At 71.5% G+C, this 13,122-nt stretch carries 12 protein-coding genes; 11 read left to right on the plus strand and 1 reads right to left on the minus strand.

The window, feature by feature from the left end:
• On the minus strand, nucleotides 1-905 hold a 905-nt coding region (locus Q0588_RS05900; RefSeq protein ID WP_298744617.1), incomplete at its 3' end, for a PAS domain-containing sensor histidine kinase.
• Between the two features lie 112 nt (nucleotides 906-1,017).
• Here Q0588_RS05900 and Q0588_RS05905 point away from each other — a divergent pair.
• The 11 genes from Q0588_RS05905 to Q0588_RS05955 all read left to right on the plus strand — a co-directional run.
• Nucleotides 1,018-1,707, plus strand: a complete 690-nt coding sequence (locus Q0588_RS05905; protein ID WP_298744619.1) for an alternative oxidase — start codon at nucleotides 1,018-1,020, stop codon at nucleotides 1,705-1,707.
• A gap of 27 nt (nucleotides 1,708-1,734) precedes the next feature.
• Nucleotides 1,735-3,099: an oxygen-independent coproporphyrinogen III oxidase gene (hemN, locus tag Q0588_RS05910; protein ID WP_298744620.1), complete on the plus strand. Its 1,365-nt coding sequence runs from the start codon at nucleotides 1,735-1,737 to the stop codon at nucleotides 3,097-3,099.
• A gap of 132 nt (nucleotides 3,100-3,231) precedes the next feature.
• A complete protein-coding gene (locus tag Q0588_RS05915) occupies nucleotides 3,232-5,514 on the plus strand; it encodes a nitric-oxide reductase large subunit (RefSeq protein WP_298744622.1) in 2,283 nt (760 codons plus the stop codon).
• A 257-nt stretch (nucleotides 5,515-5,771) separates the two neighbouring features.
• Nucleotides 5,772-6,953: an NnrS family protein gene (locus Q0588_RS05920; RefSeq protein ID WP_298744624.1), complete on the plus strand. Its 1,182-nt coding sequence runs from the start codon at nucleotides 5,772-5,774 to the stop codon at nucleotides 6,951-6,953.
• Between the two features lie 51 nt (nucleotides 6,954-7,004).
• A complete protein-coding gene (locus Q0588_RS05925; RefSeq protein ID WP_298744625.1) occupies nucleotides 7,005-7,460 on the plus strand; it encodes a YbaN family protein in 456 nt (151 codons plus the stop codon).
• Between the two features lie 66 nt (nucleotides 7,461-7,526).
• On the plus strand, nucleotides 7,527-9,299 hold the full coding sequence (locus tag Q0588_RS05930; RefSeq protein ID WP_298744626.1) for a pyridoxal-dependent decarboxylase: 1,773 nt from the start codon (nucleotides 7,527-7,529) through the stop codon (nucleotides 9,297-9,299).
• Nucleotides 9,296-9,814 (plus strand): SCP2 sterol-binding domain-containing protein, encoded by a 519-nt coding sequence (locus tag Q0588_RS05935; RefSeq protein WP_298744627.1) that lies wholly within the window; start codon nucleotides 9,296-9,298, stop codon nucleotides 9,812-9,814. Before Q0588_RS05930 ends, Q0588_RS05935 begins: the two co-directional genes overlap by 4 nt.
• Before the next feature lies 1 nt (nucleotide 9,815).
• On the plus strand, nucleotides 9,816-10,808 hold the full coding sequence (locus Q0588_RS05940) for a peptidase U32 family protein (protein ID WP_298744628.1): 993 nt from the start codon (nucleotides 9,816-9,818) through the stop codon (nucleotides 10,806-10,808).
• The gene (locus tag Q0588_RS05945) at nucleotides 10,805-11,710 is read left to right on the plus strand and encodes a U32 family peptidase (protein ID WP_298744629.1); all 906 of its coding nucleotides are present in this window, start codon (nucleotides 10,805-10,807) and stop codon (nucleotides 11,708-11,710) included. Before Q0588_RS05940 ends, Q0588_RS05945 begins: the two co-directional genes overlap by 4 nt.
• Nucleotides 11,707-12,045 (plus strand): chorismate mutase, encoded by a 339-nt coding sequence (locus Q0588_RS05950; protein ID WP_298744631.1) that lies wholly within the window; start codon nucleotides 11,707-11,709, stop codon nucleotides 12,043-12,045. The genes Q0588_RS05945 and Q0588_RS05950 overlap by 4 nt, the downstream gene beginning before the upstream one ends.
• A gap of 337 nt (nucleotides 12,046-12,382) precedes the next feature.
• On the plus strand, nucleotides 12,383-13,122 hold a 740-nt coding region (locus Q0588_RS05955), incomplete at its 3' end, for a multicopper oxidase domain-containing protein (RefSeq protein WP_298744632.1).

A 13,122-nucleotide genomic window follows, 5' to 3' on the forward strand; every position in this document is an offset into this window, starting at 1 on the left:
CCCTTGAGATAGTTGGCCATGGCCGACAGCGGCTGGTTCAGTTCATGGGCGAGGGCCGAGGCCATTTCGCCCATCGCGGTGAGGCGGGAGATATGGACGAGTTCGGACTGCAGCTCCTGAAGCCGCTGCTCGGTCTGCTGGCGCTCGCTGAGGTCGCGGACGAACCCCGTGAAGAAGCGCTGGTCGCCGGAGATCATCTCCCCGACCGCCAGCTCCATCGGAAAGGTGGAGCCGTCCTTGCGCTCGCCGACCACGATCCGGCCGACGCCGATGACGCGCCGCTCGCCGGTGGTCAGATAGCGGTTCAGATAGTCGTCGTGGGCCTCCCGATAGGGGTCGGGCATCAGCATCTTGACGTTCTGGCCGATCGCCTCGGCGGCCGTCCAGCCGAACAGGCGTTCGGCCGTCGGACTGAACGACTGCATGAGGCCGCGCTCGGTGATGACCACCATGGCGTCGGGCACCGTGGCCAGGATGGACTGCAGATGCGCCTCGCGGGCGCGCAGGTCGCGGTTCACGGCCGCCGCCTGCGAACGCATGTTCTGGAACGCCTCGCCGCCGGCGGTGATGGTCGCCCCGGTGGCCAGGAAGACCAGGCCGCCGGCGATGTCGCCGCCGGTCAGGGCGCCGGCCGACCAGGTCACATACAGGCCGGCGGCGCAGCCGAGGGCGGTCGCCACCGCCCCCGGGAGCGCGCCGCCGAGCGCCGCGGCCGCGACCACGGGCGGAACGAAGAACAGCAGCGCAAGGCGGTCCTCCAGCCACGGCGTCGCCGCCAGCCGGAGCGCAAGCCCGACGGCCGCGCCGAACACGGCCACGGCCAGGCCGTAGCCGGTGTGGCGAATCGCCAGCAGCCAGTCCCAGGGAGTCCGGGCCTCGAGCGCATCGATCGGCGTGGTCGTCATCGTCGCCTCCGCAACATCCCGTAGGTGAATCCCCCGAATTTCACCAGACGCCGGCGGCGGCTAGTTCACCGGCATCGGGCCGCCGGCCCGTTTCAGTTTTCCGGAAGCCGCCATGACCGCTCCCCTCGTCGATCTCTCCGTCCACCATGCGCCCCGGGGCGTTTCCGACCGTGTGGCGTGGGGATTCGTCAAGGCGCTGCGCTTCTTCGCCGACACCTTCTTCGCCAGGCGCTATGGCCACCGGGCCGTGGTGCTGGAGACCGTCGCCGCCGTGCCCGGCATGGTCGGCGCCACCCTGAACCATCTGAAGGCCCTGCGCCGGATGCGGGACGACAACGGCTGGATCCGCACCCTGATGGACGAGGCCGAAAACGAGCGGATGCACCTGATGACCTTCATCGAGGTGGCCAGGCCGACCCTGTTCGAGCGCTTCGTGGTCATCGCCGTGCAGTGGGTCTTCTACCTGTTCTTCTTCGGCCTCTATCTGATCTCCGCGAAGACGGCGCACCGCCTGGTCGGCTATTTCGAGGAGGAGGCGGTGATCAGCTACACCCACTATCTCGCCGAGATCGACGAGGGCCGCAGCCCGAACCTGGCCGCGCCGGAGATCGCCCGCCGCTACTGGAATCTGCCGGCCGGGGCGACCCTGCGCGACGTGGTGCTGGTGGTCCGCGCCGACGAGGCCCACCATCGCGACGTCAACCACGGCTTCGCCAACCAGCTGGCCGGCGCCGCGCCGCTGCCGGTCGCCCCGTGCCCGCCGCACGTCGAGCTGCAGCCCAGCTGGAAGGCGGCGGCCTAGCCGGAGAGGACGGATCGGTCGCCGCCCATGTCGCCCCGCCCCCTGCCTGCCGCCTGGCGGTCCCACGCCTCGCGCAACCTGCCCCGCTACACCAGCTATCCGACGGCGGTCGCCTTCGAGGCCGCCGCCGGGGAGGCGGAGGCGCGGGGCTGGCTGGCGGCCACCCGCGCCGAGCAGACGATATCGGCCTATGTCCATGTGCCGTTCTGCAAGCGGCTGTGCTGGTACTGCGGCTGCCACACCAGCGTCTTCCATGAGTACGACCGGGTCCGCGCCTTCTTCCAGACCCTGATGCTGGAGATCGATCTGTGGGCGGACGCCATCGGTCCGCACGCCGGCGCCGCCCATCTGCATTTCGGCGGCGGCAGTCCCAACGCCCTGTCGCCCGACGATTTCCGCGAACTGGTCCGGCGCCTGGCCGACCGTCTCGCCCTGCGGCCCGGCGCCGAGGTCGCGGCCGAACTGGATCCCGGCCTGCTGTCGGAGGCCTTCATCGACGCGGCGGGGGAGGCGGGGCTGACCCGGGTCAGCCTCGGCGTCCAGACCTTCGATCCCGAGGTCCAGGCCAGGGTCAACCGCATCCAGCCGTTCGACATGGTCGCGGCCGCCAACGACCGGCTGCGCCGGGCGGGCGTGTCCGCGATCAATTTCGACCTGATGTACGGCCTGCCCGGCCAGACGCCGGAGAATGTCGCGGCCTCCACCGAGGCGGCGGTCACCCTGCGGCCCGACCGGGTGGCGGTGTTCGGCTACGCCCACGTTCCCTGGATGAAGAAGCACCAGGTGATGATCCGGGAGGCCGATCTGGCGGACGGCGACGGCCGCTGGGCCCAGGCCGAGGCCGCCGACGAGACCCTGGTGGCCGCGGGCTATGTGCGCATCGGCCTGGATCACTACGCCCGGCCCGGCGACCCCCTCGCCGTGGCGGCGGCCTCGGGCGGACTGCGGCGCAATTTCCAGGGCTATACTGACGATCCGGCCCCCGTTCTCGTGCCCATCGGACCCTCGTCGATCGGCCGCTTCGCCGAAGGTTTCGTCCAGAATGCGGCGGCGACCGACGTCTGGGGCCGCGCCGTCGAGGCGGGCCGCCTGCCGGTGGCGCGCCGGCTGGCGGTCGGGGCCGAGGACGAGTTGCGCGCCGCGGTGATCGAACGGCTGATGTGCGATCTCGCCGTCGATGTCGGCGCGGTCTGCCGCAGTCAGGGCTTCGCCGCCGGAACCCTCGACGAGGCCGTCGCCGCGGCCGCCGCCCTGCAGGCGGACGGGCTCTGCCGGGTCGAGGGCCGCCGCGTGACCATCCCCGCCGAAGCGCACCGGGTCATGCGCGTCGTGGCCGCCTGTTTCGACGCCCGCCTGCCCGCCGCGGCGAGCCGGCACGCCCGGGCGGTGTGACATTCGGAAAATCCACGGCCGGGGAATCCCCGAGCTTGTCGGCGCGCAACGTCCCGCCGCCCTGATCGACGGATGGAAGCTTCAACAGGCCGGACCGGGGCTCTTCCGCGCGGCCGCAAGGATACAAGCGAGATGTCAACCAAACGACTTTGGATCGTCCTCGCCCTGATCATGGCGACCTCGTTCGCCGTGCTCGGGATGATGGGACGCGAGATCAACCGGCAGGCGCCCCCGATCCCGGCGCTGGTCGTCGACACCAGCGGGACGGTGCTGCTGACCCGCGAGGACATCCAGACCGGCCAGCTGGCCTGGCAGTCCATGGGCGGGCAGCAGGTCGGCTCGATCTGGGGCCACGGCGGCTATGTCGCGCCCGACTGGTCCGCCGACCAGCTGCACCGGGAGACCATGGCCCTGCTGGAGATGTGGTCGCAGCGCGACTTCGGCCAGCCCTGGGCCGGGCTCGACGCCGAGCGCCAGGCGGCGCTGAAGGCCCGGGTCAAGCGCGAGATGCGCACCAACACCTATGACGCGGCGACCGACACCATCACCGTCTCCACGGACCGGGCCGCCGCCATGCGTGAGGTCAAGGCCCATTACGTCGCCCTGTTCAGCGACGACCCGGCCCTGGAATCGCTGCGCGAGCAGTACGCCGTCGCCAACAACGCGGTGCCGGACATCAGCCGCCGCAACCAGATCGCCGCCTTCTACTGGTGGGCCAGCTGGGGGGCCGGCACCGAGCGTCCGAACGCCGACGTCACCTACACCTCGAACTGGCCGCACGAACCGCTGATCGACAACACGCCGACGGCCGCCAATATCGTCTGGTCGGTGGCCAGCGTCATCCTGCTGATCTTCGGCGTCGCCGCCCTGGTCTTCTGGCATGCGCGCCAGCCGAAGGAGGCGCACCTCGAACCGCCCACGGCCGATCCGCTGATGGGGATGAAACCGACCCCTTCGATGAAGGCGGCGGGCAAGTATTTCCTGACCGTCATCGCCCTGTTCCTGCTGCAGGTCGGGCTCGGGGCCGTCACCGCCCACTATTCGGTCGAGGGCCACGACTTCTACGGCATTCCGATCTCGGAATGGATTCCCTACGCCGTGACCCGCACCTGGCACACCCAGCTGGCGGTGTTCTGGATCGCCACCGCCTGGCTGGGCACCGGCCTCTACATCGCCCCGATCGTGTCCGGCAAGGAACCGCGGTTCCAGGCCCTGGGCGTCAACGTCCTCTGGGTCGCGCTCGTCTTCGTCGTGCTCGGATCGATGGCCGGCGAATGGTTCGGCGTGCAGCAGATCTTCGACCTCGACGCCAACTGGTGGTTCGGCCACCAGGGCTGGGAGTATATCGATCTCGGCCGCTTCTGGCAGATACTGCTGTTCGTCGGCCTGGTCCTGTGGCTGGTGCTGGTCACCCGCGCCCTGTGGCCGGCGCTGAGGCAGAAGTCGCAGGCCAAGCCGGTGCTGGTGATCCTGTTCCTGTCCACCGTGGCCATCGCCCTGTTCTACGCGGCCGGCTTCATGTGGGGCAAACACACCCACATCAGCATGGTCGAATACTGGCGCTGGTGGGTGGTCCACCTGTGGGTCGAGGGCTTCTTCGAGGTGTTCGCCACCGCGGTGATCAGCCTGCTGTTCGTCCGCCTCGGCCTGGTCCGGCCGCTGGTCGCCAATGTCGCGGTGGTGTTCGGCACCATCGTGTTCATGACCGGCGGGGTGCTGGGGACGGCGCACCACTGGTATTTCGCCGGCACGCCCACCTCGGTGATGGCCATCGGCTCGGTGTTCTCGGCCCTTGAGGTCGTGCCGCTGGCCCTGGTCGGCTTCGAGGCCTTCGAGAACTGGCGCCACACCAGGGCCGCGCCCTGGGTCAAGGCCTACAAATGGCCGATCCTGTTCTTCGTCGCCGTCGGCTTCTGGAACCTGCTCGGCGCCGGGGTCTTCGGCTTCATGATCAACCCGCCGCTGAGCCTGTATTACATCCAGGGCCTCAACACGACGGCCACCCACGCCCACGCCGCCCTGTTCGGGGTCTACGGAATGCTGGGCATCGGCCTGCTGCTGTTCTGCTTCCGCAGCCTGGCCCGGCGCGAGGCCTGGAGCGACAGGCTGCTGGCCTGGACCTTCTGGCTGCTCAACGGCGGCCTGGCGATGATGCTGTTCCTGTCGCTGCTGCCCGTCGGCGTGGTCCAGGCCTTCGCCAGCATCGAGCACGGCATGTGGTACGCCCGCTCGCCGGCGGTGATCCATTCGCCGCTGGTCCAGACCCTGGTGTGGATGCGGGTGCCCGGCGACGTGGTCTTCGGGGCCGGCGCGGTGACCCTGGCGATCTTCGCCGCCCGGCTGGTGATCGGGGGTCTCAAGCCGAAACCCGCGGTCGACTCTCCGGCCGAGCCGGCGGTCCTGCCGGCAGAGTAACCGGCGCCAGCGCAAGGGGCGGGGAGGGGGGTCGCCCCGCCCCGCCCCCGACGATTTCGACCACTCCGGATTGCCGAAAGATAGGGAGTCCGGACAGGTCGGACCAGACATATCCGAGACAATCCGGCGCTATAACCCGGACAATCCGGCGAGACACGCGAGACAATCCGTGGATACAGGCGGGACGCCGCTCGCGATAACCGCGACATCCACGACATCGGATCGCCGGGCCCGCCCCCATCAAAGGACACCCCACCGTGGCGACGACAGCCCAGAGCCTGCGCCGATACTCCGGCCCGCCGGTGTTCAGTTTCGGTTTCCGCCCCTTCTTCCTGTTCTCGGCCGCGTGGGCGGCGATCGCCGTGCCGGTCTGGGTGGCGTCGATGACGGTCGGCGACGGCGCCGTGGGCGGCATGGACGGCCGCCTCTGGCACATCCACGAGATGCTGTTCGGCTACCTGGCCGGGGTCATCGCCGGCTTCCTGCTGACGGCCGTGCCCAACTGGACCGGCCGGCTGCCGGTGACCGGCGTGAAGCTGGCGGGCCTGTTCGCCCTCTGGATCGCCGGGCGGGCCGCCGGGTTCCTGCCGGCGTCGATGGCCGTTTCCGCCGCCGTGATCGACAGCGCCTTCCTCGTCGTCTTCGCCGGCCTGATCTGGCGCGAGGTGCTGGCCGCCGGCAACCGTCGCAACCTGCCGGTCTGCCTGCTGGTGTCGGCGCTGGCGGCCGCCAATATCGCCTTCCACCTGCGCGGCCAGATTCCGCTGTTCGGCCCCGGCGCCGAACGCGCGGCCGTGGCGGTCGTCACCGGCCTGATCGCCCTGATCGGCGGCCGGGTGACCCCCAGCTTCACCCAGAACTGGACCCAGGCGCACGGGATCGCCCGGGGGCCGACGGCCTTCAACCGCTTCGACGCCGGCGTTCTGGCCCTGACCGCGCTCGCCCTCATCGCCTGGGTCGCCGCACCCTGGGCGTCCCTGACCGGCGCGGCCATGGTCCTCGCGGGCCTGGCCAATCTCGCGCGGCTGGCGCGCTGGCGCGGCTGGCTGGTGCGGCGCGAGGCGCTCGTCTGGATTCTGCACGCCGGCTATGCATGGCTCGGCGTGGGACTGATCCTGCTCGGGCTCGCCGCCCTGGTTCCGGAGGCCGTGCCGTTCACCGCCGGGATTCACGCGCTGACCACTGGCGCCATGGGGGTCGAGACCCTGGCCATGATGACCCGGGCCACGCGGGGGCATACGGGTCGGCCGCGGGTCGCCGACCGTTCGACGACCGCCATCTATCTGCTGATCCTGGCGGCGGCGGTCGTGCGGGTCTCGGCGCCCTTCCTTGCGGACTGGACCGTGGCCCTGCTGGCCGTCTCGGCGACGCTGTGGGCGCTGGCCTTCGCCGGCTTCGTCGCCGCCTACGGGCCGATGCTGTGGCGCCGGTCGCTCTGACTATTGCGCCAGCGCAAGGCGGCGGCGACCGGGACGTGGGAGGATGCTCGCATGGCCTGCCCTGTTTCCGACGGCTCCGATCCGGCGCTGTGTCCGACCGACCTGTGCTGTTATGGGGAATGTCACTGCGCCCCCTCCGCCGGCCATGGCGGCCGGCGTCGTCTGATGCTGCAGGCGCTCGGCCTTGGCGCGGCGGCGCTAGCCGTCGCCGGCGTGGCCCTGCCGGTTCTGCCCACGACGCCGTTCGTCCTCCTGTCGGCCTGGGCCTTCGCCCGGTCCTCGCCGCGCCTTGAGGCCTGGCTGCGGGAGCATCCCCGCCTGGGGCCGCCCCTGGAAGCCTGGGAGGAACGCCGGGCCATCCCCCGCGGGGCCAAGGCCGTGGCGGCGGTGAGCCTTCCCGTGAGCGGCCTGCTGGTTCACGCGGCGGGCGCGGGTATCGCGGTCACCGCCTCGGTCGGCCTCGTGCTGGCCTGCGTCGGCGGCTGGATCGTCACCCGGCCGTCGTGAGCGGGACCTTGCGCGCCGACAACGACGCCGCCTCACCGCGGCGCGATTGACCTCCCAGGAGATTCCATGAACCCAACCCCCGCCGCCGACATCGCCGGCGCCTGCTTCCCCGGCCCGCGCTCGGAAAACGAGACCTGGGTCCGCGGCCAGTTCCAGGCGGTGCTGGATCAGTGGTTCGACTGGCGCAAGCGCCTGTTCGTCGACGACCCGCGCCTGGTCGGCGAGGGCGAGCCGCCGTCGCCCGAACGGCTCGGGCGGCGCGAAATCCTGTCGCGCGAGCTGGCCGCGCTGTGCGAGGCGCTGACGGCCGAGACCCCGACCTATACGCCCCGCTACATCGGCCACATGAAGGCCGAGGTGTCGCTGCCGGCCCTGTTCGGGTGGCTGGCGGCGATGCTGCACAATCCCAACAACACCTCCCGCGAGGCCAGCCGGGTCGGCACCGTGATCGAGGCCGAGGCCATCGCCATGCTGGCGACCATGATCGGCTACGATCCCGGGGCGGCCGAGGGGCATTTCACCTCCGGCGGCACGGTGGCCAATTTCGAGGCCGTGTGGCGGGCCCGCTACCGCCTCGACCACTGGCTCAGCCTCGGCCTCTATATCGCTGAAAAGACCGGCGAGCCGCTCGACGTGTTCGCCGCGGCCCACATGGGCTGGGCGCGGTTCCGGCGGCTGTGGACCGAGCACGGGTTGAGCGACGCCGTGCTGCGCCGCTACAGCGCCGCTGTCGGGGCCCCGGCCGACATCTGGCGCCGGATCGGCCGCGCCTCGGGACGGGACTACCTCGGTCCGGTGCTGCTGGCGCCGGGCAACAAACACTATTCCTGGTCCAAGGCGGCCAATCTGTTCGGCCTCGGCGAGGAATCGCTCTGGGCGATCGACCTCGACGCCGAGGGGCGTCTCGACGTCGACGATCTCGAGCGCCTGATCGTCCGGGCCGAGGCCGCCGGCCGGCCGGTGCTGATGGCCGTCGGCGTGGCCGGGACGACGGAAACCGGCGAGATCGACCCGATCGACGCCGTGCATGACCGGCTGGAGCGCTGGGAGGCGGACCGGGGCGTGCACATCTGGCGGCACGTCGACGCGGCCTACGGCGGCTTCCTGTGCGCCCTCCTCGGCGGTCCGGACGAAACCGTGCTGTCGGCGGCCAGCGCCGCCGCCCTCCGCGCCATCGGCCGGGCGGATTCGGTCACCATCGACCCGCACAAGCTGGGCTATGTGCCCTACGCCTGCGGGGCCTTCCTGACCCGCGACACCGCCGGCTACGCCGTGTCGGCCTTCGACGCCCCCTATCTGGACCGGCCGGAGCTGGGGGACGGCAAGTGGTCGTCGACGCTGGAGGGGTCGCGCTCGGCGGCCGGGGCGGCGGCGACCTGGCTGAGCGGGCGCGCCCTCGGCTTCGATCCGGCCGGTCTGGGGGCCCTGATCGCCGAGACGGTGCGGACCCGCCAGGCCTTCGAGGCGGCCGTGGCCGCCGCCGTGCCCGAGGTCCGCTTCCTCCAGCCCGCCGACGCCAATATCGTCTGCTTCTCGGTGGCCGCGCAGGGCGAATCCCTGTCCAGCGCCAACCGGCGCACCACGGCCCTGTTCGACCGGATCCATCGCTCTCCGGAGTTTTCGGTTTCGAAGACCACGCTCGGCGCCGACTATGCGGCGGCGGTGGCGCGCCACGTCGACGGCTTCGGCGGCGTCGTCGACGTCCCGGGCCTGGTGCTGGTCCGCTGCGTCTTCATGAACCCCTACTGGGCGGCGCCGGAGTTCCGCGACGCCCTGTTCCCGCCGTTCATCGCCCTGGTCCGCGAAAGCCTGGGGCAGGATCTCGAGGCGGCGGCGTGATCGCCCGGGCCGGATCGCGCCGCGGCGGGGCCGCCGCCCACGCCCTGATGGCGCTGCGCAGCCCGGTGGAGCTGCTTTTGACCCTGGCCCTGCGCCGGCTGGCGCGCCGCCGGCCGGAGGTGTTCGAACGGCTCGGCGAGGCCGGGGACGTGACCTTCATCGTCGCCCCGACCGACTTTCCGGTGGCGTTTCGTCTGCGCCCCGGCGGCGGCTCCGGAGTCGTGCAGGTGATACGCGCGGCCGACGGGACTCCCCACGCCGCCCGCATCTCCGGGCCGCTGCTGACGCTGCTGGCGCTGTTCGACGGGCGTTGTGACGCCGACTCGGCGTTTTTCTCGAGGCGTATCCGCATCGACGGCGACACCCGGGCGGTGGTCGCCCTGCACAATACCCTCGAGGCCGCCGAACTGACCGTGGCCGACCTGCTGGGCGTCGGCCCGCCCCTGCGGGAGCGGGTCAATGCCGGAATGGGCGCGGTGTTCGACCGGCTGCGCCCGGCGACGCGGGAGCGCTGAGATGGGCTCGGTCGAACTGGTGTGCCCGGCCGGGTCGCCCGCCATGCTGAGGGCGGCGGTCGAGGCCGGCGCCGACAGCGTCTACTGCGGGCTGCGCGACGACACCAACGCCCGCAACTTCCCGGGCCTGAACTTCTCGCCGGCCGAACTCGCCGACAGTGTGGCCTGGGCCCACGACCGGGGTGCGAAAGTGCTGCTGGCCGTCAACACCTTCGCGCGGGCCGGGGCCGGCGACCGCTGGCGCGCCTCCGTCGACGCCGCGGCGCGGACCGGGGTGGACGCCGTCATCGCCGCCGATCTCGGCGTGCTGGCGCACGCCCGCGCCGCCCATCCCGACCTGCGGCTGCACCTGTCGGTCCAGGCCGCCGCCGGTTCGCCGGAGGCCATCGCCTTCTATGCGGAAACCTACGGGGTGAAGCGGGTCGTCCTGCCGCGGGTGCTCAGCGTCGAGGAGATCGCCGCCCTGATGCGCGAGACCACGGTCGAGACCGAGGCGTTCGTCTTCGGCGGCCTGTGCGTCATGGCCGAGGGGCGCTGCGCCCTGTCCTCCTATGTGACCGGGCGATCGCCCAATCTCAGCGGCGTCTGCTCGCCGCCGGAGGCGGTCAGCTACACCGACGAGCAGGGCGCGCTGGTGTCGCGCCTCGGGGGTCTGGCCCTCGACCGCTACGGGCCCGGCGAACCGGCCGGCTATCCGACCCTGTGCAAGGGCCGGTTCGACGTGGAGGGGCGTCAGGCCTATCTGTTCGAGGACCCGGTCAGCCTCAACGCCATGAGCCTGCTGGCGGCGCTGAGCCGCGCCGGCGTCACCGCCGTCAAGATCGAGGGCCGCCAGCGCGGCAAGGCCTATGTGGCGCGTGTCGCCGCGGCCTTCCGGGGGGCGATCGACGCCCTCGACCAGGGGGCCGACCCGACGCCGTTCGAGTCCCTGCTGACCGATCTCGCCGAGGGCGGCCGCGAGACCGCCGGCGCCTACCGGAAGACCTGGCGATGACCGACGCGATCCAGCTGACCCTCGGGCCGCTGCTGTTCCATTGGGCGCCCGACCGCATCCGCGACTTCTACGCCCGCATCGCCGACGAGGCCCCGGTCGACCGGGTCTATCTGGGCGAGGTGGTGTGCGGCAAACGGGCGCCCCTGGTCGACGCCGCCCTCGCCGACGCCGCCGAGCGCCTCGGCCGGGCGGGCCGGACCGTGGTCTGGTCGACCCTCGGCCTGCCGGCCCTGAAGCGCGACCGCAGGGCGATCGCCGCCCTCGCCGCCGAACAGGAGATGCTGGTCGAGATCAACGACGTCTCGGGCCTGCAGGGGCGGATCGGGCCGTTCGTGGCCGGCCCCCTGCTCAACATCTACAATGAGGGCGCCGCCCGCGCGCTGATGGCCCGCGGCTGCGTCCGGCTGTGCGCCAATGTCGAACTGTCGCTGGAGGCCGTCTCGGCGATCGCCGACGCCTGTCCCGGGCTCGAGATCGAGCTGTTCGCCTTCGGCCGGCTGCCGCTGGCCTTGTCGGGGCGCTGCTATCACGCCCGACACCATGGCCTGCACAAGGACGCCTGCCAGTTCATCTGCGACCGCGACCCCGACGGGCTGGCGCTGAAGACGCTGGACGGGCGCGACTTCCTCGCGGTCAATGGAGTCCAGACCCTGTCGCACGGGGTTCAGCTCGCGGACGCCGGCCCGGCGGCGCTGAGGGCGGCCGGGGTCACCGCCCTGCGCCTGTCGCCGCACACCCTCGACATGGTCGCCGTGGCCGCGGCCTTTCGCGACCGGGCGGACGGCCGCATCGACGGCGCCGAACTCGCCGCCCGGGTCGGGGCGGCGGGTCCGCCGGGCGAGCTGGTCGGCGGCTATCTGCGGGGCGAGGCGGGCCTGCGACCGCTCGGAGCGACGCCGTGACCGGGCGGAAGCTCGCCGCCCTGCGCGCCGAACTGGACGCCCTGGACCTGAGCATCGTCGAGGCCCTGGGGCGGCGCCAGCGCATCGTCGAGGCGGTCGCCCGGCTGAAGGGCGACCCCGACACGGTGCGCGATCCGGACCGGGTCGAGGCGGTCCTCGGCAACGTCCGGCGGGCCGCCGCCGGCGCCGGCCTGTCGATCGCCATCGCCGAACCGGTCTGGCGAGTGCTGGTCGAGCGGTGCGCGGCCCATGAAGCGGCCTGGCTGCGGGCCCGGGCGGAAGCGCCGCCGGACAGTTGCTGCGGTTGCGAGGGCGGCGTTTCCGACCGCGGCTGACCGCCCCGCCCCATCCCCGGCGCATCGACGGCCCCGCGGGCCGCCCGGCGGGGGTCCTTCCGCCGTTTTCGCGGTTGGCGGCGGTCGTCCCGCGGGGCGCGAACGAGCCTCCGTACAAACCCCTAGGGGTTGGTGCGGATCCTTGGACGGCGCCGGACGGCTCCCCGTAAACACCGAATAATACAAGATATTTTTTCCAAACCGCAGATTCTGTTTGGCCGGAACGCGGCGCCCGGTCGCACGCCGGGGGGAACCTTGTTCCGGCGCAAAGTCCCGGTTCGGGGCCCCTCCTAGACCACCGCCGTCGGGGCCGCAGAGAGCCCCCGGGGAATGATCCATGAAACTCTTCGCACTTCTCTCCAGCGCCGCCGTTCTGGCCCTGGCCGCCGCGGCTCCGGCCACCGTCTCCGCCCAGGAGGCGGTCGCCCCGGAGGCTCCAGCCGCCGACATCATCCGCCGGGCCACCGACCTGCCGGCGCCTCTGGCGGCCGCCGGTCCGCGCCACCACGTGGTGGACCTCGAGACGACCGAGGTCGTCGGCCAGCTCGAGAACGGGACCAGCTACACCTACTGGACCTACAACGACCGGGTGCCGGGACCCTTCGTCCGCGTCCGCGTCGGCGACACGGTCGAGATCAACCTGACCAACGCCGCCGACAGCGTGATGATGCACAATGTCGACTTCCACGCCGTGACCGGCCCGGGCGGCGGCGCGGCGGCGACCAACGCCAACCCCGGCGAGACCCAGTCCTTCACCTTCAAGGCGCTGCAGCCCGGACTCTATGTCTACCACTGCGCCACGCCGATGGTCGCCCAGCACATCTCCAACGGCATGTACGGCCTGATCCTGGTCGAGCCGGAGGGCGGTCTGCCGGAGGTGGACCACGAATTCTACGTGATGCAGGGCGAACTCTACACCGAGGAAGCGCAGGGTACGCCGGGCCTGCTCACCGAGAGCGTCGAAAAGCTGCTCGATGAACAGCCGACCTATTACGTCATGAACGGCGCCTTCAAGGCCCTGACCGGCGACAACGCCCTCAAGGCCGAGGTCGGCGACACCGCGCGGATCTATTTCGG

This window comes from uncultured Brevundimonas sp., from assembly GCF_937870815.1.
GTDB lineage: Bacteria > Pseudomonadota > Alphaproteobacteria > Caulobacterales > Caulobacteraceae > Brevundimonas.

What these genes read in the sequence shown, in the direction of transcription:
- Q0588_RS05915 (WP_298744622.1), top strand. Translation starts at nt 3,232, where the DNA reads ATGTCAACCAAACGACTTTGGATCGTCCTCGCCCTGATCATGGCGACC.
- Q0588_RS05925 (WP_298744625.1), top strand. Translation starts at nt 7,005, where the DNA reads ATGGCCTGCCCTGTTTCCGACGGCTCCGATCCGGCGCTGTGTCCGACC.
- Q0588_RS05905 (WP_298744619.1), top strand. Translation starts at nt 1,018, where the DNA reads ATGACCGCTCCCCTCGTCGATCTCTCCGTCCACCATGCGCCCCGGGGC.
- hemN (WP_298744620.1), top strand. Translation starts at nt 1,735, where the DNA reads ATGTCGCCCCGCCCCCTGCCTGCCGCCTGGCGGTCCCACGCCTCGCGC.
- Q0588_RS05940 (WP_298744628.1), top strand. Translation starts at nt 9,816, where the DNA reads ATGGGCTCGGTCGAACTGGTGTGCCCGGCCGGGTCGCCCGCCATGCTG.
- Q0588_RS05930 (WP_298744626.1), top strand. Translation starts at nt 7,527, where the DNA reads ATGAACCCAACCCCCGCCGCCGACATCGCCGGCGCCTGCTTCCCCGGC.
- Q0588_RS05945 (WP_298744629.1), top strand. Translation starts at nt 10,805, where the DNA reads ATGACCGACGCGATCCAGCTGACCCTCGGGCCGCTGCTGTTCCATTGG.